Annotated in this window: 18 protein-coding genes; 1 reads left to right on the forward strand and 17 read right to left on the reverse strand. The window is 64.0% G+C overall.

Annotated elements, in window-relative coordinates; genetic code table 11:
- Positions 1-57: 57 nt before the first annotated feature.
- Entirely contained in the window at positions 58-1,863 is a 1,806-nt protein-coding gene (locus tag J2T57_RS05045) for a caspase family protein (RefSeq protein ID WP_253475221.1), read from the reverse strand.
- A gap of 205 nt (positions 1,864-2,068) precedes the next feature.
- Between J2T57_RS05045 and J2T57_RS05050 the strand changes: the two genes are divergently transcribed.
- Positions 2,069-2,785, forward strand: a complete 717-nt coding sequence (locus J2T57_RS05050) for an alpha/beta fold hydrolase (RefSeq protein WP_253475224.1) — start codon at positions 2,069-2,071, stop codon at positions 2,783-2,785.
- Here J2T57_RS05050 and J2T57_RS05055 read toward each other — a convergent pair.
- The 16 genes from J2T57_RS05055 to tssA all read right to left on the reverse strand — a co-directional run bounded on the left by J2T57_RS05055 (position 2,766) and on the right by tssA (position 24,755).
- Positions 2,766-4,289 carry a serine/threonine-protein kinase gene (locus tag J2T57_RS05055; RefSeq protein ID WP_253475227.1) on the reverse strand — a complete coding sequence of 508 codons (1,524 nt, stop codon included), beginning with the start codon at positions 4,287-4,289 and terminating at the stop codon, positions 2,766-2,768. The two genes, J2T57_RS05050 and J2T57_RS05055, sit on opposite strands and share 20 nt — an antisense overlap.
- 33 nt (positions 4,290-4,322) lie before the next feature.
- Complete coding sequence (gene tagF, locus J2T57_RS05060; protein WP_253475229.1) at positions 4,323-5,810, reverse strand: type VI secretion system-associated protein TagF; 1,488 nt, start codon at positions 5,808-5,810, stop codon at positions 4,323-4,325.
- 3 nt (positions 5,811-5,813) lie between these two features.
- Entirely contained in the window at positions 5,814-9,290 is a 3,477-nt protein-coding gene (gene tssM, locus J2T57_RS05065; protein WP_253475231.1) for a type VI secretion system membrane subunit TssM, read from the reverse strand.
- Complete coding sequence (gene icmH, locus J2T57_RS05070; protein ID WP_253475233.1) at positions 9,287-10,636, reverse strand: type IVB secretion system protein IcmH/DotU; 1,350 nt, start codon at positions 10,634-10,636, stop codon at positions 9,287-9,289. Before icmH ends, tssM begins: the two co-directional genes overlap by 4 nt.
- Complete coding sequence (gene tssK, locus J2T57_RS05075; protein ID WP_253475235.1) at positions 10,633-11,979, reverse strand: type VI secretion system baseplate subunit TssK; 1,347 nt, start codon at positions 11,977-11,979, stop codon at positions 10,633-10,635. Before tssK ends, icmH begins: the two co-directional genes overlap by 4 nt.
- A 37-nt stretch (positions 11,980-12,016) precedes the next feature.
- Positions 12,017-12,577: a type VI secretion system lipoprotein TssJ gene (gene tssJ, locus J2T57_RS05080; protein ID WP_253475237.1), complete on the reverse strand. Its 561-nt coding sequence runs from the start codon at positions 12,575-12,577 to the stop codon at positions 12,017-12,019.
- A 42-nt stretch (positions 12,578-12,619) separates the two neighbouring features.
- Positions 12,620-14,050, reverse strand: a complete 1,431-nt coding sequence (gene tagH, locus J2T57_RS05085; RefSeq protein WP_253475239.1) for a type VI secretion system-associated FHA domain protein TagH — start codon at positions 14,048-14,050, stop codon at positions 12,620-12,622.
- A 107-nt stretch (positions 14,051-14,157) separates the two neighbouring features.
- Entirely contained in the window at positions 14,158-14,421 is a 264-nt protein-coding gene (locus tag J2T57_RS05090; RefSeq protein WP_253475241.1) for a hypothetical protein, read from the reverse strand.
- A gap of 130 nt (positions 14,422-14,551) precedes the next feature.
- Positions 14,552-17,296: a type VI secretion system ATPase TssH gene (tssH, locus tag J2T57_RS05095; protein WP_253475244.1), complete on the reverse strand. Its 2,745-nt coding sequence runs from the start codon at positions 17,294-17,296 to the stop codon at positions 14,552-14,554.
- 14 nt (positions 17,297-17,310) lie between these two features.
- A complete protein-coding gene (tssG, locus tag J2T57_RS05100) occupies positions 17,311-18,321 on the reverse strand; it encodes a type VI secretion system baseplate subunit TssG (RefSeq protein ID WP_253475247.1) in 1,011 nt (336 codons plus the stop codon).
- The gene (gene tssF / locus J2T57_RS05105) at positions 18,318-20,186 is read right to left on the reverse strand and encodes a type VI secretion system baseplate subunit TssF (RefSeq protein WP_253475250.1); all 1,869 of its coding nucleotides are present in this window, start codon (positions 20,184-20,186) and stop codon (positions 18,318-18,320) included. Before tssF ends, tssG begins: the two co-directional genes overlap by 4 nt.
- 34 nt (positions 20,187-20,220) lie before the next feature.
- Positions 20,221-20,967: a type VI secretion system baseplate subunit TssE gene (tssE, locus tag J2T57_RS05110; protein ID WP_253475253.1), complete on the reverse strand. Its 747-nt coding sequence runs from the start codon at positions 20,965-20,967 to the stop codon at positions 20,221-20,223.
- A gap of 116 nt (positions 20,968-21,083) precedes the next feature.
- On the reverse strand, positions 21,084-21,569 hold the full coding sequence (locus tag J2T57_RS05115; RefSeq protein WP_253475256.1) for an Hcp family type VI secretion system effector: 486 nt from the start codon (positions 21,567-21,569) through the stop codon (positions 21,084-21,086).
- A gap of 115 nt (positions 21,570-21,684) precedes the next feature.
- Positions 21,685-23,178: a type VI secretion system contractile sheath large subunit gene (tssC, locus tag J2T57_RS05120; RefSeq protein ID WP_253475259.1), complete on the reverse strand. Its 1,494-nt coding sequence runs from the start codon at positions 23,176-23,178 to the stop codon at positions 21,685-21,687.
- 3 nt (positions 23,179-23,181) lie between these two features.
- Positions 23,182-23,700, reverse strand: a complete 519-nt coding sequence (gene tssB / locus J2T57_RS05125; protein ID WP_253475264.1) for a type VI secretion system contractile sheath small subunit — start codon at positions 23,698-23,700, stop codon at positions 23,182-23,184.
- Positions 23,701-23,747: 47 nt separating this feature from the next.
- Positions 23,748-24,755, reverse strand: a complete 1,008-nt coding sequence (tssA, locus tag J2T57_RS05130; protein WP_253475267.1) for a type VI secretion system protein TssA — start codon at positions 24,753-24,755, stop codon at positions 23,748-23,750.
- Between the last annotated feature and the right edge of the window lie 33 nt (positions 24,756-24,788).

Here is a 24,788-nt window from a genome sequence, read left to right on the forward strand (position 1 = left end):
TTTCCACTTGGGACGCGAGTGTCGGATGCACGGCCGGCAGCGTCAAGCCGCCGCGAGTCAACGGCCGACTGCGGTACGCTGATCCGAAACCGGAACGAAGTAGAAATCTCCCCCTTCATGCCCGGCGGCGCGGATCGGCCGCATCTCCGGCGTCTGTGGTGGCGACCCATCACCACCAGAGCGGCGTCGCACGTTCACGGCCACCCGGGCAAACAGCATGTTCTCACGCATGACGCCGTCGTTTTCTTCAAGTGCGTCGATCAGCGAGCGTGAGAAAAGCGAGTGCGGTCGGTCCACGGAGTCGGGAACAGGCCGCTCCCCACCGGAGGAAATCACGATCCTGGAGCGACGATCGAGGCCAGCACGGATGCTGTCCTCGGTCAGTGCGGACTGGCCACTGCCGAGCAGCAAAGCACTGGATTCAGCCGCCATGGTGCTGCCATAGAGCGAGTCGGCCACCACCAGAATGGAGCGGGCACGAATGCGATCCAGATGATCGCTGATCACTGCGTTGTTGATCCAGCGCACCAGGCGCTCGGCCTCGGCATCGACGGGCAACCAGTAACCGCGCTGGCGGCTACCACTTTCCCGACCACCCGACATGTTGCCGTGGCCGGCATAGTAAACCAGCAGATTGTCCCTTGGACCGACGCGATCATGCAGGTCGTTCAGCGCGTTCATGATCTGATACTGGTCGGCATTGGGCAGGAACGTCACGTTGAACCCGTAGCGCTCCTCGAGCAGTCGATGCACCCGCTCTGCATCGGTCAGCGGGGATTCCAGATCGTCCAGATACTGGTATTCCTGGTTGCCGATGACCAGGGCATAATAACGTCCGAAATCAATGCCACCGGCAATGGCGGCGCCTATCTCCGGGCGCTCAAGGGCCGGCCTGTCCTCTTCGGCCTCCGCAATGGTTTCCTCGGTGGGTTCCGGCAATTCGCTGAGCTGCTGGGCAAGTTCGTCGCGCTCATCCCGCGCCCGCTGGAAGAGTTGCTCCAGCGTTTCGATCTGCAGTCTTGCACCGGCAAGCTCCGTGCTGAGGCGCTCTGACTCCTCGGGATCAGCGGCTCCAGCGTCGTCTCCTCCGCTCTCGGCCTCTTCTACACGACGCTGCATGGCATCCCGCTCATCCACCAGCCGCTGCAGTTGCTGCTGCAGCGTATTGACCTGCTGATCGGCCTGGGCAATCTGGGCATCCAGCTGGGCGCGCAACTCGGCGATTTCGCCGTCCATTTCCGAACGGAAGACCAGGTCATCCTCGGACACACCGGAGGCCTGCCGATAGTAGTTCAGCGCGGTGGCCGTATCCTGCTGCACGCCGAGCCCCTGTTCATAGAGGAAACCCAGGTTGATCTGCGCCCGGGAATACCCCTGATCGGCAGCACGACGATACCAGGTGGCAGCGGAGACATAGTCCGGATCCCGGCCGAGACCCTTCTCGAAGATCTCGCCAACGTAATTCTGCGCCTCGGCATCGCCGCCCTCGGCACGTTCCAGCCAGACATTCAACGCGGTTCGGTAGTCGGCACGGTCGTAGGCAACGTACTCGCCACCGCGAATGCGGCAGTCCTGCACCGTGGTGCGCGTCGGCCGCCGGGGTGTGAGATAGGTCATGCCCCCGACGCGCCGCACCTGCCCGGGAAGCAGGCAATCCACCACGTACAGATCCTCCACCTCGGCGCTGCCCCGATCCCGGCTCTCCAGGCGTGGCTCACCACCACCGGAGGCGCAGCCAGCGAGTACGGCGGCGGCCAGAATGGTCGACCAAAGGCCGCATCGCTGTATCGACAGCGCGGACGGGTTAGTATCGGAAAGGCTCGCACTATTCACTGGACGTTCCCTCGCATCAATGCCTGTCACTGTGGTTTTGACCGTTTTACACCATCAAGGCCCGCGACAACGGGCCAACGCTCTGTATGGTCTGGCCCGCCAGGCAAACGCCCCGATCCGGGTCGGCATCTTTATAGTACTGGCCAGTATAACCCTTCTCTGGGGGTGCTCCAGCCCCGGTGCACAACACCGCCTGGCGGCGGAATCCAGGGGCTTTGACACCGTGGAGATTGCCGTGGAGCAGTTCGTCCTCAGCACCTACAGCCCGCCGCAACAAGCCGAAACCGACCGGCCACTGCATGTCTATCTCACCGGTGACGGCACACCCTGGATCGGCGGCCGCCGCATCGCTCGGGACCCGACGCCGCGGGGCCGCCTGACGTTGGAGCTGATGGCGCAGGATCACGCACCGCGGATACTCCTCAACCGGCCCTGCTACGCCCGCAACCCCATGGATCAGGCCTGCCGCTCGCGGCTGTGGGCGGATGGCCGCTATTCCGAAACGGTGGTTTCCGCCATGGATCAGGCGCTGGACAGCCTGGCGGAGAGCCATGGCGATCATGGCCTGGTGCTGATCGGCTACAGCGGTGGCGGCACCCTGGCCCGCCTGCTTGCCGGCCGTCGCGACGACGTGCGGGCGGTGGTGACGCTTGCCGCCAACCTGGACCACACAGCATGGGCTGAGCACCACGGCTATCGGCCGCTGCGCGGCTCGCTGTCGGCAAAGGACCAGCCGCCGTTGCCTGCCGACATCCTGCAATGGCACTACGCCGGAGGCCGGGACACGGTGGTTCCGGTTGATGTAGTAGCCGCCGGCATCGAGGGTGACCAAGCAGCGGAACTTCGGGTAGAACCGGACTTCGACCATGTGTGCTGCTGGGTGGAGCGCTGGCCAGCGATTCTGCGGCAACTGGATCGCGCCCTTGGAGTGACTAATCCAGTCGCGCATTGACGTCATCCAGGGCTCGCTGCAGGCGGTCTCGCCGTGTCCCGAGTTCCGAGCGCTCAAGAGATTCCAGGCTGATGCGAAGCAACTCCAGGGAGAAGTCGTCCAGATCCTCTCGTTCCGCCTCGCGGATGTAGTGATCCAAGACCTGGTCCGTATGCCGGTCTACCAGTACACGCAGGCGATTGCGATCGCGACCGCTGACCTCCTCCTGCTCCTCTACCCGCTCCCAGGCCAGGGTGTAGTGGCGGTGGGCCTGGGGTATGTCACCCTCAGCCAGGTAACGATCACCCTGGATGATCAGTGCGCGTGACTCTTCCAGGCTGGTGGGCAGATCATCCAGGGTGACCATCATGTCGGTCTCGCGAATCAGCATCCACCAGGACACGGCCGCCACCAGACCCAGGGCCGCCAGGCTGGCCATGACCTTGCGCCCCAGGCGTGCGGGCGGCTTGACCGCCTCGAGGAACATCCCCGCATTGGGGAAGCGCTCGTCACGACTCGGTGCGATGGCCCGCAGCACAGCCCGGACAACCCGTTTCGGCACATCCTTGGGCGGCGTCGGCCGGATGCCCTGCCGCGCCACCTCGTCGGCGGGCAGCTTGCGGCCGGAGTCATCGAGATAAGGATGCCGGCCGGTCAGCAGTTCATAGGCTACACAACCAAGGGCATAGACATCGTCCGCAGCCTCCGGCACCTCTCCCGCCAGCATCTCCGCGCTGGCGTAGGCCGGCGTGATGGCACCAATGGTTGCCGGATCAAACCTGGTTTCATCACCCTCGCCTGCGGCCTGTACACGGGCCGCCCGGGCAATACCGAAGTCGAGAATCTTGGCGTTATTGTCCTTGGTCAGGAACACGTTGCCGGGCTTGAAATCGGAATGCACGATGCCCTGCTGATGGGCATAGGCCAGCCCCCGGGACATGCGGTCAATGATGTGCAGGGCCTCTGACCGGGGTAGTCCGCCGCCAGCCCCCCGCCGCCTGATGACCACGTCCAGAGGGTCTCCCTGCAGGTACTCCATGGTCATGTAGACCTGGGTGCCGTCGCGGTCGAAATCGTAGACAGTGACGATGTTCGGGTGGGCCAGGACCTGGGCCTTCTTGGCCTCCCGCTGGAGCGCAACCAGGGAGTCCGGATGCTGGCGGAATTCGTCGCTCAGCAGCTTGATGGCAACGTGGGGCTCGCTGTCCTGGGCTTCTTCCTTGCGCAGATCCCGGGCCCGGTAGACGGCACCCATACCACCCTGGCCGATCAGTTCCTCAAGCACGAAGCGCTGCTTGATGACAGCCCCTGGCCCCATGCTGCCAGCGGACGGTGCACTCCAGGTCTCCGGTCGGGCCCAGTCCGACGCAGTGCCGGAAGTGCGGTCAGGTCGGGATGACTCGGACGACGCAACGCGCGTTGCGTCGTCCGGTGCGATCCGCGTGGCATCATCGTTGCCGACGCGGGTTGTATCGTCATCCGTACCGGCAACTCGCGTCTTGTCGTCATCCCGATGCTCGGACATCACACTTTCTCCCTGCCTTCCAACGAGCTGACGTCAATCACAGAACACCGCAACCGCCGTGCAGTTGTCCTTGGCCGGTCCACCGAGAACAGCTGCGGTCAGGGCATCCACCGCACCTTGAGGAGACTCAGCGCGCAAAGCGCGGGCGATGACTGTCTCCTCGATCGCCCCATGGATGCCATCAGAGCAGAGCAGATACCGGTCACCGGGCTGCAGGTCGGAGTAGCGGTGCTCCAGCTCAAGGCTGGCTGCCGCGCCCACGGCCCGGGTGATCACATTGGCCTGGGGATGTCCTGCGGCCTGCGCCTCCTGCAGTTCGCCTCGATCCACCATGTCCTGCACCAGGCTGTGATCTCGCGTGCAGCGTGTCAGCTCGCCACCCCGCAAACGGTAAAGCCGGCTATCCCCGGCCCAAAGCCAGGCACACTCATGACCCCCGGCAAACAGTGCCACGACGGTGCTGGCGCTGCGCACGGGTTTGTCCGGTCGCGACGCCGCGCAGGCAAGATGTTCATTGGTCAGTCGCAGCATTTCCCGGGCGGCAGCGAGCCGCTCCTGCAGTTCGCCACCGGTACGGACCTGCTGCAGGCTGTCGACCACAGCGCGGCTGGCGACATCACCCGCGTCATGTCCGCCGACCCCGTCCGCCACCGCCCACAGACCGAGATCCGGCCGATCCAGCCAGGCATCCTCGTTGATCTGCCGCACCTTGCCCACGTGGGTCTGGGCGGCGGAGCGCAGGTTGAGAGGCACCTCGACCAACTCGGCCTGGTCCATCGCCGACGATGTTGCCGCTTGCCAGCGCACAGTGCGGGAATCCCAGCCATGGCGGTGCCATTCGCCGTCGATCATGGCGGCAAACTGTTCCGGCTGTGGCAGGCCGCCGAGCATGAACAGGCAGGGTGCAATACGCTCCGAGCCTTCTGTCCACCACAGGCTGAAGCCCTGATCGCCGCTGGCGAGGGCCTGCTGCGCCGTCAACAGCGCAGGCATGACATCGGACAGATTCTGCAGGCGAAACCGCACCGGACCGCGCAAGGGATCCAGCAGACGCGAAGTCTCCTCGGTCACTCTGGGCGCGAGCTTGCGGCCGATATCATGGACGGACTGATCGAAAAGACCCAGATCAAAGTCATCACCTCCCTCCAGTGCGGACAACGCAAGTTGTTCCACCGTCTCGAACCAGTCCGAGTCTTCCACCGGCAAGGTGAGCAATGTGCTGCCCCCCGGCAGGGGACGCACCAGGGTCAGGGGATAGTATCGACCGACGGCATCCACGCTGGGCATGAGCACGCCGGTGCAGGCGCCACCGCAAGTGCCACGCCCCAGCGCAAACCGCCAGATCGGGCTGGTCAGATAGGCATCAAGCCAGGCATCGCCCAGCGCGCGGCGGGATGCGTGAATGCACCGCTCAAGCCAGGGATCCCAGCGCTCCAGAAAGTCTCCGCTGACCCGGCGCCGCACGAAATCGCCCCGACCAGGTAATTTGCCGTGAAACCCCATGGCCTGGCCGGCAGCCATGAGCTAGAGGCTCCCGACGCAACGGAAGCGACGCCACTCGGCATTACGCAGCGGATTACGCGAGGAGTCGAACTCCACGGAGACCCGCGCCGAGTAGCCACCAACATTGAAATTGGCGAGATAGGCGGTATCGGACTCCGCGGCAGGCTCTGCAGCCTCGATGGCGCGCAACCAGGACCAGCCACCGCTGTAGCCGACGTTGGGCCGCTGCCCGCCCCGATCCTCGAACGCCACGGTGGTGCTTGCACCCTGCCCTGCCCAGGCAAAGCGCTCCGCCAATGGTGGGCCATGGCGATAGACCAGGGATTGCTCACCCATGGAGAGCTGGAACTGCCGCGCCCGGGCGTCCAGATAACGGGGTGTCAGCTCGAAGCTGGTGGCGGGGCCGTTGGCTCCACCAAAGAACAGCTCCTGGATCAGGCGGGCCCGCTGGAACTGATCCAGCACCGAGCGGGGAATCCCAAGGGCAGACGCCTGACCACTGCGCCACTGCCAGCGGCCGCCGGAGGTGTCCACCAGGCTTGCCAGATTCTCGTTGAAGAATTCCTCGATGACACCGCCGGGACCGAACAGCCGGGCGAAATCGCTGGGCGCGATATCCCGCGAACTGCCGGCATCGAAGGGGTAGCGGCCGCTGGTCAGCTCTTCACACACGGGCAGGACGGCACTGCGATAGCGCTGATTGATCTGATTACGCAGGTTGCGCAAGGCAACCTCCTGACCAGAACCTGCCAGAGCCTCCAGCCAGCCGTCGAAGGGGGCTGGCGTGCGCGCCGCTTCGGTGCGCAGGCGACGCAGGGTATCGCCTCCGTCGCGTCCCAGCAGGGTCATGGCATCCTGATCGCCGAATCCGCTGCCAAAGGCGCTCAATTCGTCATAGAGCTGATCCAGCAAGGCGATCAGTCCGTCCAGCGGGGCCGCACCGTTGTCCGACGCCACGTATTGATGGAACTGCTGGAAATGGTCGTTGATGCGCGCGCCGGGTCGCGGCCCGCCATCGTCACTTCTCACCTGATCCACCAGCCCGAGCAGAGCACCGATACGACCGCCGGGCTGCGCCTCGTCGTCCTCGGGCTCCGGGAAGTGGGTCTGCGCGTCCACGGTGCTCATGAGCCGCCGCAACGGCGATGTAGGCCCGGTAATGGCAGCCAGCAGATCAATTGCCTGATCCACTCCCAACAGGGGCGAGAGCTCCAGATCGGCAAGCAGTTCCTGCCAGTAGCGGATATAGGCCAGCTCGTAGTGCTCGACGAAGGCGGCGGCGAGATTGAGCCTTGCAGTACGACCACTGGGTAAGGTGTCTTCGCCAAACACCCAACGGTCTTCCATGAACTGCTCAACCAGGGCACCCCCCACATCACCGGTGATGCGCTGGAACCCGGCACTGGTGTAGAGCGCCGGCACCGGCTCTGACAGGGGTACGCCACTGCGGCGGCGGAAAACCATGTCGCCGCCGAGCCCCGCCTGCAGATCAAGGCGCAGCGCATCACGATGACGCTGGTCGTAGACCACCTCAAGGCGGCGCAGCATCAATGCCGGCAAGGACGCCTGCTGAAGCGATGACCGTGCCCGGGCGACCAGGGTTTCGTCGACCTCCACCGCAGGGAAAGAGCGGGCACTGTCCGAATAGGCACTGAAATGCGCCGCCAGCGACTGGGCAATGGCGCGCTGATCAGCGAACTCGTTCAGCAGCGCCGCGCGCACGATGGCGTCCAATTCCTCCCGCTCAAGCCGCGAGGTGTCCGCCAGCATGAGATAGCCCTTGAGATAGGCATAGACTTCGGTGGCCGGGGTGTTGGCGGAACCGACGCGCTGTTCCAGCAGCAGAACCACCCGCGGCACCAGCAGCTCGCGCACGCCCTGAAGGTAGGCCTGCCGCGCAGCGTCGCCCACCGCATCGCCGCGATACAGACCCAGCCCCATCAGGAACGGGACGTTGCCACGGTAGCGATCGGCCTCGGCGGCGACTTCGCTGAGGGCATCGAGCCTTGGCAACACGTCGCCGAGCCCGGCATCGCCGGGCACAGGCCGTGTCGCCATGTCGGCATGCACATTCAGTGACTCGCCAACGTCCGCCAGGTAGCCCCGGTTGTACTGGTAACTGGTGAACCAGGCGGCCACCAGCACCCCGAGCACACCCAGCAGCGCCAGGTAGGCTACGTTCTGGGCCACGGCCCGGCCCACCTCCAGGCGCCAGTTCACACCGGCCAGCCCGGATTCCGGGAATACCACGTTCTTGAGCAGGCGATGGATGAAATAGCTGCGGCCCTGCCCGGCGGCTGCCGTACCGCCCACATCCGCGGACACCCGCATGCCGTAGGCCCGGGAGATGCTATCCATCATCCGGTCGATGGGCGTGCCTTCCTGGGTGCCGCTGGTGAAGTACAGGCCACGCAACATCACCGGGCGATCGTAGCCCGACCCTTCGAAGGTATCGCGAACGAACGAGATCAGATTGTCCTTGAGGCCAGCCATCTGCCGCGGGAAACCGAACAAGCGGGCGCGCCGCTGGGGTTCGCGCTCCTGGTCCATGCGCTCCAGCAATCGGGCATCCAGGCGGGTGAGCAGGGCGTCATACTGCTCTGCCAGCCAGTGCGCCGGGCTGCCGCCGGCGATTGGTTCCGGACGGGTCATGCCCCAGACCTGCGCCCTGCCCTCGTGCCCCAGATCGTCGAAGAACTCGATGAATCCGGCGATGAGATCGCATTTGGTGACCAGGAAATACACCGGCACCTGCACCTGAAGCTGGCGCTGGAGTTCATCGATGCGTTTCCGCACGGTGGCAGCGTGATGGCGGCGGCCCTCGTCGGACGTGGTGAGCAGGTCAGCCGCGCTCAGTGTCACGAGCACACCGTTAATGGGGCGACGCTTGCGGTACTTGCAGATCAGATCGAGGAAGCTGTTCCACTCTGCTGCGTCGGAGGCGGCGTCGGAATCCTGGGTGAAATAGCGCCCGGCGGTGTCGAGCAGAACGGCCTCGTCGGTGAACCACCAATCGCAGTTTCGCGTGCCACCGACACCGCGGAGCGCGTCCCGGCCATATTTCTGGTCCAGGGGGAAATTCAACCCGGAGTGAATCAGCGCCGTGGTCTTGCCGGAACCCGGCGGACCGACAATGACGTACCAGGGCAATTGATACAGATTCTTGCCCTGGCCGGACTGCTTGAGAAAGCCGATGGCCTCCTCGAAACGCTGGCGTAACTCGTCGTTCTGCCCGTCGCCGGGGCTGGCGCTGGCCACGATGGCTGCGCCGAGTTGCTCACCGGCGCGACGGGAGCGGCGCCAGCGCAGGAAGGTCAAACCACCCCAGACCAGGACAAGCAGCGCGATGGTGATGGCACGGCTGACCACGCTTTCGAACGGCACCATCGGGCCCAGCGCCAGGTAAGGGCCGAACAACCAGATGAGAACCGAGAGCAGGATGATACCCAGCAGGCCAAGGAACCAGCGCTGGGTGACTGCTGCGAAAACTTTCTTCACGACCGGCCTCCCTGCGGGCGGTGGATAATCTCGATCCGGCGATTCAGCGGCCGGTTGGCCGGATCGCTGGCCGGTGTGAACCGGGGACGGTCCTCCCCGATACCCACGTAGTCGACCCGATCCGGATCGGACAGGGGCTCGCGCAGGATCGCGGCGGCACTCTCCGCCCGCTGCTGGGAGAGATCATAGTTGTCGCGGAAACGCGCAGAGCGAATCGGCACATCGTCACTGTGGCCTTCCACCAATACGCTGCCCGGCACCTGCTGTATGGCTTCGCCCAGACGGCGCAGCACACCGCGAAATTCGTCTGTCACATCGGTGCTGGCGGAGGCGAACACCTCGCCGCGCAGGATGATGCGTGTTCGGCCACCGTCCAGGCTCTCCACCTCGATTCTGTCGGGATCGACGGCGCCGACCAGGTCCGCCAGCGTCACGCCACGAATGGCGGCGGGCCCGACCGGCGACTCGAAGGTCGCTCGTCGAACCTCATTGAGCTGCGCGGACAGCGGCGCGGCGGTGGAATTGAGGGAGCTGTGAAAACCGAAAAAGGCACCGCTGCCGATCAGGGCAACCAGTACCATGCAAACCCAGGCGGGCACGGTGCGAACCAGTCGGTTACGCCGGTCTTCCACGCCTCGCCAGGTGGGCGAGAGTTCGTCCGGTGGCGCGTCACGCCAACCACGAATGCGGGCGTAGAGCCGCTCGCGCACCTCTGCCAGTTTGGCCTGGCCCCCTTCTGTCACCCGGTACTGGCCTTGCAATCCCAACGCCAGACAGACGTAGAAGAACTCGACCAGATCGCGTCGCGGCTCGCGATCCGCCAGCACGCGCTCGATCATCTGGAACACTTTCTCGCCACCGGCACTGTCGCGATGGAAGGTCAGCAGCAGGGACCGCCCCGGCCACAGGCTGCCCGCCCCCCAGGGCGTGTTCATGACCACTTCGTCGATGAACGTACACAGGGCGTAGCGGGCGGCAATGGCAGACTCCTGGCTCACACCACGCTCGGCGGCCACGGCCTCGAATTGCTGAACCTGCCGCACGGCCTCTGCATGCAGGCCGGCGACATCCGGGTGTTCACGGGTGCCGCGCAAACCACAGCACAGCAGCAACAGCGGCATGGCCGCCTCCACCAGCGGATTCAGGGCCCGGCTTCCAAAGGCCTGGATATCCTGTACCGACCCTGCGGTGGCAGATTGCTGCGGCCCGCCACCTCCCATGGGTGGCGGCGGGGCGGCCGCTGGTGGCGCCGCCGGAGGCGGCCGGCCTGCGCCGGCACGACCCCCGGGCGTGGGGCGAATGATGGTGCGGTCCCCACCGCCTGGCGGGGTGCGATCGTCGCTCATGACCCGGCTCCACGAATAGCCCAGAGATCCATGACCAGCTCCGGATACTGCCCGGCCACATGAACAGCCAGACCGCCGGAGCCGGACAGCGCCTTCCATAACGGGCCGCTGCGATCCAGTTCGAAATACACCCGGGAACTGAGCTGCGGAATCTGTCGCGGTGCTGTGGGCATGGGAACAAGTTTCACGCCAGGAAGGTTGTTGTTGACTAGTTCGGCAATGCGTTCAACCGGCGCGATTTTCGCCTGTGCGGGGAAGTAACTGCGCAGGTCTTCGGTGGACACCGCCGCGCCCACCGAGAGCACGAAACTCGCGCTGCTGAGCAGGGACTGATCCTGAATACGGGCCACCCGCACACCGTGCGCCCCCGCCTCCTCCAGGGGTATGGGTACCGCCGGGGATTCCCGGACAGTGCGGAACTGCGCGCGAAGGGACTCGAAAATCCCGTCGAAGACCGGCTGCAATTCGTCGTGACGGTAGGGGGCCATCTCCGGTGCGCGACGGCTTTCCTGCGTCAGCGTGGCCAGCTCACCGGCCAGGCCGATGACGAAGCGGTAGAGGGTCTCCGGATGCACATGGGTGGCGGCAGCATAATGCAGCGCCACTGGCAGGTGACGATTGATGATCTGCAGCATGAGGAAGTCGGCAATCTCTCCGGCGCCACCCTGCCCGCTGGCGGTGACGCGACCGGCCAGCATGTCTGCCCGCTGCTGCAGCAAACCGGTCAGTTCATTGAGATAGGCATGCAACCTGGTGGCGGCACGGCAGCGCACCACGGTAGGCACGAAGGCATCATCCAGCACGAGCTGTCCATCGGCCCGGGCCTCCACCACACGGGCCAGGGGAATGCAGGCATACTCTTCGAGGCTATCGCCATCCAGGGCCAGGCGCGCGTTCAGCCGACCCACCTCGACAACCGCAGCGGCACTGCTGTCCAGCACACGGTCGCGCACATCCAGATCGTCGGCGCGATAACGATACAGCCCCGCGGGCGACCCTTCACGGAGCACCTCCACGGCGCCCTCCCGCTGCAGTGGAAGTGCGAGAAAAGCAAGGCGATCGCGGGTGTCCGTGCCAACCTCCAGGGGTGCCGGCAGTGGATCGTCCGCAGGCATGCTGAAGGGCGTGCCATCGGGAAAGATGCCCCGGGCGGCGCGAAGGCCCAGTTTGCCGATGGCTAGCAGGTCGGTGTCCAGCTCGAGCTCCTGGAACCCCCAACCATCATTGCCGTGGGCGGCGAGCCGGCCTGACACATAGCCTTCGACAAACCGATCATGCTGCTGAAAATGCTGCGGCTCGAGGAACAGGCCCTCGCTCCACAGCACGCGACTGCTCCGTGACATTCATGCCCCCCAGGCGCTGACCATGCAGGCCCATCAACTAATCGAAACTCACCCCCACCCTGGAGCGATCCAGCGTGATGGTGAAGGAGTTCGAACGGATGAAGTCCCAGAAACCCTCCCTGGGCAACTCCGTTACAGCACGCCACTGCGTGGCGGGATTGTTCACATCGTAGAATTCCGCCATCACGGCGAGGAAACGCACATCCGGATAGATATCGAGGGTGACCTCGCGCTCTTCGCCCTGACAACGAACGCCACCATCGAGCATGCGCTCGTCTTCCATTTCGATCGGACACAGTTCAAAGGAATCGCGACTGAGCAGGGCGCCGCCAAGGGTGTCCACATCCCGGGTGAGCAACTCCTGGAGCGAAGCGTCCATGAAGGTATCGCGATCCCGCAACTGGTAGACACGGATATAGACCGGCGACGGCCGGCCATCCACATTGGGATTGAGGCCCGGCCCCACGAGTATGCGACCGTCGACTGCATCGGGGCGGGAACCTGAGCCGGATGCGCAGGCGGCGAGCATCGCCAGCGCAGCACAGCACAGCCCCAACATGAGCGCGCCCCGCCGCCATGAATTCTGCAACCCTGTCATCTCACCCTCCACTGGATCTTGCGACGCTCCCTGCGGAGTCCGCTATTTGCCGCCCTGCTTGAGCGACTGCATTTGTTTTTCGTAGGCCTCGCTGAAGGCTTCGCCGAAGAGGCGGTTGAAGGTGCCTTCGCTGTCCCGGTTGAATTCCTCGAACAGGGCCTTGTACTGATCCCAGTGCTTCGGACCTGTCATGCGACCGAGCATGGACCGCTCCCCGCCTTCGCCAAACCGTGCTTCGAGATGTTCCGGGTCGAACTGCCGGAGCACTTCGAAGAAACCGCTGCGCATGCCCGAGAGCATCGCCAGTTGGTGGGCGCGCAGATCCTCGAAACTGGCCTCGAACGCCTCAACCGCGGGCAGGTAGTCCGGATTGTGCTTCACCATGAGGTTATGCAGCGCATCCTCGGTACTGGTGGAGAACTTGAGTGGATTGTTCTCCCTTGCCTGGATCAACGTCACCGACATGCGGAACTGGTTTTTCACTTCCATGCGCGCCCGCAGCAAATCCATGATGCCCTGGATCGCCACACGCAAGATCCGCCCGAGTTCCTCGGCCTTGTCAGCGGGAACCTGGTCGGGATCGAGCCCGGCGCCGGCCAGCATTTGCCGCAGCGCCTGATCGGGCACGCCGCCACTGGCCTGATCCGGGACCGCGCTCTGGCCTGGCGCCGGCGCCTGGAATGGAGGCGGTGCCGGGGTCTCTGGCTCGCCACCCGTATATCCGCCCCGTCCACCCGGCGTGGGGCGCGGTCCGGGTGCAGGTGGAGGCTCCGCTGCAGCCGGTGCCTGCGGTGCACTCATTGGCGGCGGCGATGGTTCAGTCGGTGGGGGCGGAGGCGCAGCTACGGGGGGCTGCTGCGCAGGCTGGTCCGCCGGCGACTTCCACCAGTCATCGGGTAACAGAGGAGCCGACTCGCCGTTGGACGGAGTTCCCGTAGCCGGAGGTTCAGCGGGAGGTGGCGGCGCCGCAGGTTCCTCCCGGTAACTGGGCGGGGCGAAATGCTCGTTGAGATAGGACTGATTTGGCGCCGCAGGCGCTTCCGCCGGTTTCTCCACCGCGCCACCAAGCAACTCCAGGGGATCAACCGCATCGCCCTCCAGCGGAACGTCCGGTGCCGGGGGCGGCGTTGTCTCCGGTAGCAGGGGCTCCTGCGCACCAATGGTGGCGCGAATGCGATAGTCACCGATCAGGAACTCGACACCATCGTCCAGGGGATAGGGCTCGGCGGGATCGATGCGGGTCACACCATCGGCCAGCATGATGCCGTTGGCGCTGGTGTCCTCAAGGAAATAGCGACCCTGCTGAAACCGGATCCGCGCATGGCAGCGAGAGATCTCCATGTTCGGATCAGGCAGGGTCCAGTCGTTGTTGTCGGCGCGTCCTACCGTGCCGCCGCGCTCAAGCCAGCGCTGCGTGGCCTTGTCGCCAAGCCGCGCCGACACTTCATTGATCACCGTCAAGGTGAGTGGCATGCCTCACTCCAACTCCGTTTGTATCTCTCTGCCGGGCAAGGCCTGCTCGCCGACATCGTGAGCTTCAATCCCGGTCTTTCTGGAATGCCGGGTCAAGAGCAACCCGATCAGGTCTGGTAGACCAGTCTCAGGCAACCCTCTTCCATATCCGAATAGACATAAAGCCCATCACTGTCACCCCCCAGGCTGATGATCACCGAGGTGGGCGACTCGAAGCGGGTGGCGGCAATAGCCCGCGCCCCGGTTTCGTTGATGTTGTGTTCCTTCACATAAGCATTCCAGCGCTCTGTGTCCCTTTTCTCGATGCGCCCGCCCCGGTCCGCTGCCTGTTTCAGCAACTGCCGGAAGCTGTAGTAGTCCACATCGATCATTCGCGCTCTGGCCATATGTCTTGCGCAACACCCTTGTTGGTAAAGTACCCTCGCAGCGCTGTGCCGTAAGGTGGGGATTTCTCGCTGGATCAAGGGTCTCTCACCCACCGGGGTGCGTCAAGCATGGGGCTCAGGCGTCAAAAGCATAAGCGAACTCCGCATCCTGAACACTGACATGCACCCGCTCCACCGGTCGATGATCCACCAACCGGGTGAGAAACTCACGGCTCAGGGCCGGCAATAGTGAATTCGTCAGAATTGCGTCGATCATGCGACCACCGCTCTCCAGCTCGGTGCAGCGCTCCAGAATCAGGTCGAGTACGGCGTCGTCGTAGGTAAAGGGCACGCCATGGCTGTCCTGCACCCGACTAGCCACCCGACCGAGCTGCAGGCGAATGATGTCGCGCAGCATCTCGTCGCTGAGCGGGTAGTAGGGAATGGTGACGATTCGGCCCAGCAACGCCGGCGGGAAAACCTGCAGCAGCGGGTCGCGCAAGGCCTGGGTCAGGCCTTCCACCTCGGGCCGTTTCCGGCCGCTGTCACAGGCCTGCATGATCAACTCGGTACCCGCGTTGGTGGTCAGAATGATCAGGGTGTTCTTGAAGTCGATGGTGCGCCCCTCGCCGTCCTCCATGACGCCCTTGTCGAAGACCTGGAAGAAGATCTCGTGCACGTCGGGGTGGGCTTTTTCCACTTCGTCCAGCAGTACCACGCTATACGGCCTGCGGCGGACTGCCTCGGTGAGCACCCCGCCTTCGCCATAGCCGACATAGCCAGGCGGCGCGCCCTTGAGGGTGGAGACCGTATGGGCCTCCTGGAACTCACTCATATTGATGGTGATGATGTTCTGCTCGCCGCCATAGAGCGACTCCGCAAGGGTCAGCGCGGTCTCGGTCTTGCCGACACCTGATGGGCCGGCCAACATGAACACACCCACCGGCTTCGACGGGTTGTCCAGGTTGGCGCGGGATGTCTGCACCCGCCGGGCGATCATCTCCAGCGCATGATCCTGACCCTTGACCCGCTCGGCGAGGCGATCCGCCAGGGTGAGCACATTGGCGATCTCGTCCTTGACCATGCGACCGACCGGGATACCTGTCCAGTCCGCAACCACGGAAGCAACCGCCTGGGCATCGGCGCTGGGCAGAATGAGCGGGCTATCGCCCTGGAGTTCGGACAGCTGCTGCTGCAACTGGTCGAGTTGCTTGAGGGCGGCCTCCACATCAACGGGCGGCTCGCCGCCTGCCGTGTCTTCGGCTGTCCCAGTCGTGCTGTCGGACTCTGTCGCCGACTCGGCCTCGCTGGCGACTTCCGCCGGCGCGTCGGCGGAACCGGTCTGCTCGCGGAGCTTCGCCCGAAGCTCCAGGATCTGGTCCACCAGCGCCTTCTCCTGCTGCCAGTTGTTCTCCAGTTCCTCAAGCCGCGCCTTTTCGCTTTCGAGTTCGGCGGCGATCTCCTCGGCACGTCCCTGAATGACCAGCCCCACCGCCCGCTCCCGCTCGACGATCTCTGCTTCGGTAGTCAGCATCTCGATGCGGCGGCGGCAGTCTTCCACCTCGGCGGGGACGCCATGCTGGGAGATGGCCACCCGGGCACAGGCGGTATCCAGCAGACTCACTGCCTTGTCCGGCAGCTGACGCGCTGGAATATAGCGATGGGAAAGCTGTACTGCCGCCGTCAGCGCTTCGTCCCTGACCAGCACCCGATGATGCTTTTCCAGTACCGAGGCCAGGGTACGCATCATGGCGACGGCCTTTTCCTCGCTGGGTTCGGGCACCTGCACGGCCTGGAAACGGCGGGTCAGGGCCGGATCCTTCTCGATGTATTTCTTGTACTCGGTCCATGTGGTGGCACCGATGGTGCGCAGGGTTCCCCGGGCCAAGGCGGGCTTGAGCAGATTTGCGGCATCACCGGTGCCGGCGGCACCGCCCGCCCCCACCAGGGTATGGGCTTCGTCGATGAACAGAATGATGGGCTTCTCCGAACCCTGCACTTCCTCGATGACCTGCCGCAGCCGGTTCTCGAACTCGCCCTTCACGCTGGCCCCCGCCTGCAGCAGACCCACATCCAGCGAGCGCAGCGACACATCCTTGAGCGGTGGCGGCACATCCCCCTTGGCGAGGCGCACTGCAAACCCCTCTACGACAGCAGTCTTGCCGACACCGGCCTCGCCCGTGAGGATGGGGTTGTTCTGCCTACGACGCATCAGGATATCCACCATCTGGCGGATCTCCTCGTCCCGGCCAATGATGGGATCGATCCGGCCCTGCCGGGCCTGCTCTGTGAGATCGACGGTAAAGCGCTGCAAAGCCTCCTGCTTGCCCATGGCGGCGGGCGCGGCGGCGCCACCGGCGTCAGCCGTGCCAGCACTACCCGCATCGCCGGCGGCCTGTTCCCGCTCCGGGGAGTCCCCGACGATGGCATCCCACTGGTCCACCAGCGTGTCGGCCTGCACCTTGCGGAACTCGGCGGAGATGTTGGGCAGCACGTTGCGCAAGCCCGTGGTCTTGAGCAGCCCCACCACCAGATGGCCACTGCGCACGCGGCGCTCGCCGAAACACAGTGTCGACCAGACCCAGCCACGCTCCACCGCTTCTTCCACATGGGACGACAGATCGCTAACCGAACTCGCTCCGCGAGGCAGGGCATCCAGTGCCCGGGTCATGTCCTGGGCAAGGCGCCCGGCGTCGAGCTCGAAGTGGCGGACAATGCGAATGAGATCGGAATCATTCTGCTGCAGGAGCTGGTGCAACCAGTGCACCAGCTCAACGTAAGGGTTACCCCGCATGCGACAGAAGGTCGTGGCGCTTTCAATGGACTGATAAGCGAGGCTGGTAAGTTTCCCGAATAGCGCTGTACGGCTGATGTCTGCCACGGTTTTTCTCCCTGTTATCTCTTCGGCCGGCCGTGCTTCCGGTCGGGTCTCATCATATGTGCGTCACGAATCGTTGCCCGGGCACTGTCCCGGGCTCCACGCCCCAGCCAGGTTGTCAGACCCAGCCGGCGGCCACGGGACAGACGCAGCGGCTCAGCCTCCCGGGGCCTTAAATGCAACTCGAGATCCCATCGCAGCTCATCGCCGATGTAGGCGCGAACCAGATCGCCAAGCTGGGTCAGCCCGGGCTGCCCCGGCATGAGGCTTTCGTACTGCTGGCGGGACACATCGCGCAGAATCACCCGAAAACTGAACTGGCACTGCCAGGAACGGCGACCCAGATTGGCGTCACGGCCAAGCCGCCCGACTTGGGTTGTCCGTCCCAGACGCAGCCTGTCTTCAGGAGGAATGTCCAACCACTGGGGGAGGAATGACTCGATGGTGACCGGCATGCCGAAGTGATCCTCAAGCATGTCCTCGAGCCCTTCCTGGCTGCGGGTCTGGCTGGCAAGCCTGCCGACCCGGTGGAGCTTCGCCCGGTCGCCCAGGGTATCCCGGCCCTGCAGGCCCGGTGTACCCAGCCCCGCCAGCGAACCCAGATACCAGAAAAAACGGTTGTCGGCGCGGTCCGCCTCTACCGCCGGTGCGGCGTCCGCCCAGGCGCGATAGAACAGGGACGCCAGGCGATGATGAAACAGGTTCAGAAAATCTGCGAAACCCGGGTCCTGATGCAGGCGGCGCCGCTCATCAGCATATTCGGTCAGATGCAGCGGCAACGGTCCGTTGGGGCCGAGCAGGCCAAAGCCCTCTCCGTGAAGGCGCGGCGTCGGCCCATCATCCACCCGCGCAAGTTCACCCGGGGCAAAGCGCAGCGATGGCAACTGGGCAAGGCGCACCACGTCGTCCGCCGGACGACGGCTTCGCCCCAGCCGCGGCCGATCCGGCGACAAGGCTTCTAGCAGTCGCAATGCAGCGAATAGCGTATAGCGCTCCGGCGCCCGGGAAAGGCCTTCCGGCAAACTCACAGGGTCATTCTCCGCCCAGCCCTGGCCGGCCAGCGCATGATCTCGCCGCGTTGGGTGGACTCGACAATGGTCTGGGTAAAGCTGTTGAGGGAAACGTACTTGGCGAAGAAGCGATCCAGCACGGCACCCAGCAGGAAGGCGCCCACGCCGGTAAAGGCGTCCTCGTCCAGCCTGAGCCGCAGCTCAAGGCCATTGCCAAAACAGATCGGGCCCCGGATCGGCATACGCCGCACGGCGGCTCGTGACCCGATGGACACCACGCCCTCCACGTGTCGCGCCAGCGGATCCTTGGCGTCGACGTAGAGATCGAGAAGCTGGCGAAGGGCCCTGGCCCCGGCATGCTCGTCCTCGTCAATGAGTGACAGGTAGTTAAGGGACAGATGACTGACCAGGCGCCAGCTGGTCTCGCCTGCACGAAACGCGGCTCGCGGTCGCGTGGGGCCGGCGACTACACGCACTGCCTTGACCGGTGCGGCGATATCCAGCGTGAAGTCGGTTGCCCCCTTGCCCACCGCCATCTGGATGGGTAGGTCGCGGTTGGTGCAGAGCAGCGTCACATCAAGCTGGCGCAGTTCATCGGCAAAGGGCGCCTGGGCCTCGTCCACCAGTGAGAGGAAAACCTCGCTGCCGAGATAGTTGGTTCGACCACCCCGCTGACGCTGGCGGGTGGAGCCGAGTCGCGGGCGCCGACTGGTGAAGTAGTAAGCACCAGGCTCGGCATCGGCCTTGTCTCGCCCTACACGATAGAACATCTCGAAGGGCTGTACGGCGTCTTTTCCCCGACCGTGACCGGTGACCGAAAGCACCTGGTACACCTCCAGATCCATGGGGCGGTTGCGGTCCGGCACGACGTGAAACTCGGTCCGCTCCGGTTTGACGTGTATCCGATCGGCGGTGTGACGGAACAGGTTGATGACCGGCGTGGCATTGAGCAGGAATGCTTCCGCATTGACGACATGCTCCAGGCGGTTGTCAGCCCGGCTGAGCAGAACGGTAATCTCGAGCCGGCGCCCGTCGAGCTTGCTGATGGCGCCTTCAAGCCCGGTGAACTCGGCGAACAGAAACCGTTGGGGAAAGGTGAAGTACTCCTGCAGCAGGCGGTAGCCGTCAAAGGTGCGCCGCACGGAGGGCAGCAGGGCTTCGTCGCGATCAAACCCCGGTTGCCGAATAGAGACGCCGTCGGCAATGCGTGCCGGTGCCTCGACATCGTCGCGCAGACAGGCGCCTGCGAAACCGCCATGCAGGATTTCGTAAAGCCACATGGGGGCTTCGTCACTGCCGCGCAGGTAAAACGCCAGGCAATCCAGTGGCAATTCTGCCAGCGAATCACCTGCCGTCAGCTCCAATTCGATCTGCAGCGCGGCACGCACACCGCTCGGTGTTGGAATCCCGCGGGCCGCCAGCACCCCAGGGTTCGGCAGATAGCGGGCCGCCGACACCTGCAATGGCCAAAGCCGCACCTCATGGGCAGTGCGGTATTCGCAAGCCGTCTTCTCGCCCTTGGCAAGCTGGCTGCGCATGGGCGTGCCAGCAGGCACCCGGTAACCACCGAGCAAGGTCCCCGCAGTCAAGTCCGGCTGCAGTCCAACCACCGCCATGGACGGCGTGGGCGCAGTCAGATGTGGGTAGACCAGATCCAGTAGCTGGTGGGTGAACTCCGGAAAGCGGGCATCGATCTTGTGCTGCACCCTGGCGGTGAGAAACGCAAAGCCTTCCAGCAGGCGTTCCACATAAGGGTCGGCGCAGTCCACGCCATCCATACCCAGCCGACCCGCGATCTTCGGGTAGTCGCGAGCAAACTCCGCCCCCATCTCACGGATGTAGCGCAGCTCCTGCTCGTAGTGTTCCAGCAGTCGCGGGTCCATGAACTATCCCCCGGCCAGACGCATAGGAGTTTTCCTAGCGGTCATTGGATTCCCTCAGGGTGACCGAGGCGTCTTCAAGGTCCAGCTCGGTATGCAGATAGAGCTGTTCCGGCAGCGGTTGCCCCCAGAGCTCACCCTCGATGACAAAAGCAATGGTGTTCTTCCGGCCGGTCTCATCACGCTCCACCGGGGTGACCAGCACATCATGCAGACGCGGCTCGAAGGCAATGATTGCCTGGCGGAGGCCGTCGGCCAGGGACTTGAGATCGGCGCCGGACAGGCTCTGTCCGGTCATGTCCGGAACGCCGTAATTCAGCGTGGAGCGAGTCACTTCCGGGTACAGGCTCAAGTCCACCAGTTCACCCATGCGAGGCGTGTTAAGCAGCCAGCCCAGATCCCGCAGCACCATCTGCCGAAGCCGGCGTTGCGAGATCAGGCGCTCGTCGCGGGATTCGTCCAGGCTCGGCACCAGTGTGCGACGCCGCAACTCGATCAGCGATTCGACAGCAGGAACGTCAGCCCTCGGCGAAAGCTCCATGACACGACGGAATGGCCTGACATCCAGACGATTGTCCCAGACGTCCTCGTCCGCTTCGCCGCCCTCCCCGCGAACCAGACCGAGGGACGTGAACATCTCCCGGAGGTCCGATACATCGAGACCGGCGTCGGTCAGAGCCTGCTCGCGATAGGCAATGGTCACCCGCTCAAGATATCTGCTCCGATCCGTCAGCCTGTCCAGCAGGGACGGTTGCAACGCTTCTCGGGTCGCCAGTTCCGCCATGGGGGTCGCGCCTGGATCAGGTAGCGTAAGGGGACGATCAGCGCTGAATGCCGCTCAATCCGGCTGCCGAAGCACATCCGGATTGAACGACAACCATCACTGAACCACGGACGCAGTCAGGCGTCCTTGCTCTCGGCAATGTTGTACCCGTAGTCCACCGCCGCCCCGGCTGTGCCGTCGGCCGCCTGAGGTGTGTAGTTGATCTTGAACTCACTGAAATTAAGCGTGATGTTCTCGGTCAGACGGTCTTCTCCGCTGGAGCCGCCGGTGCTCGTGCTGGTGATCATGATGCTCTTTAACTCGATCACCAGATATTCCAAGGGATCATCGCCACCAGCCTTGCGCACGGTGAGTTTGCCACTCGGGTAGTGGATTCCCTTGGCAACAGCCCGCCAGATCGTGGGCGTCGCCTTGTCGATCCACTTGGTGATCGAGATGTCCTGGAAGTTGGCCTTGCCGGCGCCACCACCCCTGGCTTCATGCATGGTGCCCGAGTTCGACGCTCCCCAACTCCAGGCCAGTACGTCGATCTCGTCGGCGTGTACGCTATCGCTGGACTCGCCATCCACCCCTTCCAATTTCAAAAAACTATCAACAGCCATGTCGTTTCTCCGTTGTTACCAGACGCTGCGAACATCGTCCGCCTTCATGATGTCGCCGGTCGCCACCCCCCAGGGCGGGTCCGATCCGTCGACCCTACCGAGCCACTGCCAAAGGCTAGCCCTTCGCCGATGGCAGCTTGGAAACAAGACGCAATGAGACACTCAGACCCTCGAGCTGATAATGAGGGCGGAGGTGAAAAGTGGAGCTGTAGTAGCCCGGATTCGCCTCATCCTCCATCACCGAGACCTCCGCCGCTGCGAGCGGCTTGCGCGCCTTGGTTTCTTCCGTTGCATTGGCGGGATCACCGGTAACGTATTTCATGATCCAGCCCTGCAGGAACTTCTGCATGTCGTCCCGTTCCTTGAACGAGCCGACCTTGTCGCGAACGATACACTTCAGGTAGTGCGCGAAGCGTGTTGTTGCAAAAAGATACGGTAACCGGGCGCCAAGCTGCGCATTTGCCGTGGCGTCCGGATCGTCGTACTCGGTGGGCTTGTGCAGGGATTGCGCACCAATGAACGCCGCTATATCGGTGTTCTTCCGGTGAATGAGTGGCATCAGACCACTCTTTGCAAGCTCTGCCTCGCGACGGTCGCTGATGGCGATTTCCGTCGGACACTTCATGTCGACACCGCCGTCATCGCTGGGGAAGGTGTGCACCGGGAGGCCTTCCACCGCGCCGCCGGACTCCACACCACGAATTCGCGTGCACCAGCCGTATTCCTTGAACGAGCGGTTGATGTTCACCGCCATGGCATACGCGGAGTTCGCCCAGGTGTACTTGCCGGCGTCCGAACCGCTGGTGTCCTCCTCGAAGTTGAACTCCTCCACCGGCTCGGTTGCGGCCCCATAGGGCAACCGGGCGAGGAATCGCGGCATGGCAAGCGCCACGTACTTGGAGTCTTCCGAGTCGCGCAGGGAGCGCCATCCCGCATACTCCGGCGTGGAGAAGATCTTGCCGAGATCGCGGGGGTTGGTGAGTTCCTGCCAGCTGTCCATCTGCAGCAGACTGGGATCGGCACCGGCGATGAACGGCGCGTGGGCGGCAGAGGCAATCTGCGCCATACCGGAGAGCAACTCCACGTCCTGCGGGCCGTGGTCGAAGTGGTAGTCGCCGACGATACAACCGATTGGCTCGCCACCAAGCTGACCAAACTCCTCTTCGTAGATGCGCTTGAAGATGGGGCTCTGGTCCCAGGCGGTTCCCTTGTACTTACGCAGGGTCTTGTGCAGTTCTTTCTTGCCGACGGGCATGAAGCGGATCTTCAGCATTTCGTCGGTTTCGGTGTTGTTGACGAGGTGGTGCAGCCCACGCCACGCACCCTCCAGAGCCTGGAACTTCTCGGTGTGGAGGATCTCGTTGACTTGCCCCGTCAGCTTCTCGTCGATCTCGGCGATGATCGCGTTGATCGTGCTGATCGCGTCGTCGGAGATGACCGTGGTCTCGCGCAGGGCCTGCTCGGCCAGGGTCCGAACAGCGGTCTCGACCTCTTCCCGGGCGCGATCGGACTTGGGCCGGAACTCCTTATGCAACAGCGCACCGAAGTCATCCGCCGTCAGGGCCTCGGCTTCCGCCTGCGCCTGTGTGTCCTTTTCCGTCTCTGCCATGGTTCAGCCCTCGTTCTTCTCTTCGCCGTCGTCTTTCGGACGCGCACCCAGTGTTTCCAGGAGACCCTGATCGTTAAGCACCTTGGCGATCAGCTCCTCGGCCCCGGACTTGCCATCCATGTAAGTCACCAGGTTGGCAAGCTGCTGACGTGCTTCCAGTAGCTGCCGCAGTGGCTCGATCTTGCGAGCCACTGCGGCCGGAGAAAAGTCGTCCATGCTCTCGAGTTCCAGGTCCACCTCGAGGCTGCCCTCGCCGGTGAGCTTGTTCTCGACCGCGAACTTGAGACTGGGCCGCAGCGCCTTCATGCGCTGATCGAAGTTATCAACGTCAATCTCAAGCAGCTTGCGCCCGTCGATCGGTGGCAACTGCTCCTGGCTATCTCCCGCCAGATCCGCCATCACCGCCATGACGAACGGCAGCTGCACGGATTTTTCCGCGCCGTAGAGTTCCGTGTCGTACTCGATCTGCACACGCGGCGCGCGGTTCTTGGCGATGAATTTCTGTGAACTTGCCTTAGCCATGCTTTCCCACTCCGTTTATATGGCCGGACCGATGATCGGCGGCCGCATCACTTTTCCGATTCAACGCCCCCAAGGCGACGCACCTGATCGACAGCATCCGGCGCGACGTCCTGCAGAATGTCCAGAAAATCCATGTCCACCAGCCGCTTGGCGCGCGCCATCAACAAGGGCACAGGGCTGGAGGGCTCGTTGGCCCGAAAATAGGCCGAGATTCGATCCATGGCGGCGATGGCGTCCTGCCGCGACAGGATGTCGCCGGGCGCGCCGCGAGCCGCTGCAGGTGCCGGCGCGCTGCCCGACTGCATCGAATCAGGCTGTGCTTCCTCGGGCTGTTTGTCGTCCATGCCGCCCCCTGTTGCGTACTGCGACAGCGTCGCGTGAATCCGTTTGACGCCGTCTCGCAGACGGGCCAGATCCGGCGCCTGCTCGGCACCCACCTGTTCCCGGAACGCTGTCTCGATGCCGGCGATATCGTCGACGCACTGCTTCACGGCATCGTGCAGCGACTGCCGCAATTCGGCATCCATGGATTGCAGCGCACCCTGGATCAACCCCAGCGGCGGAATCTCACCGTCGAAACCCGCGGGTGGCTCCGCCTTGCCCTCGGCCAGTTCGATATCCTGCAGGCTGAACCGCCCGGCTGCGCGATCCTCTACCAGTGCCGTGGTTCGCAATGGCTTGAGGACTTTCTGAAAATGGGTGAGGTTGAAAACGGCGTTGGCGCGCTCCATCGCGTCGCCATCTTCATCGAGCACTGGCTGCACAACATCCCAGTGCTGCTCCAGCAGCCCGCGAATCAGACTGATGCCGGCGCAGAAATCACGTAGCCCCTGGGTGTGGAGCAATGCTGCAGCAAGGTAGGTGGCGGGGCGAAGATCGCGGCTTTTCTCCAGCGCAGCAATGCAGGCCTGCTGCAGCTCTGCCCAATCGGGGTCATCATCCGGAGAACCCCATTTGGCCAACATGTCGAGTGTCATGATCTCGCCGGACTCGTAGAGATCGACGCCGGCAGGGCCGGGTTCGCTCAACGGCTCGAGATACTTATCCAGACTCATGCTGCAACTCCGCTCACGGGATAACCCCGGGCT

The sequence above is a fragment of the Natronocella acetinitrilica genome, assembly GCF_024170285.1.
Lineage (GTDB): Bacteria > Pseudomonadota > Gammaproteobacteria > Nitrococcales > Aquisalimonadaceae > Natronocella > Natronocella acetinitrilica.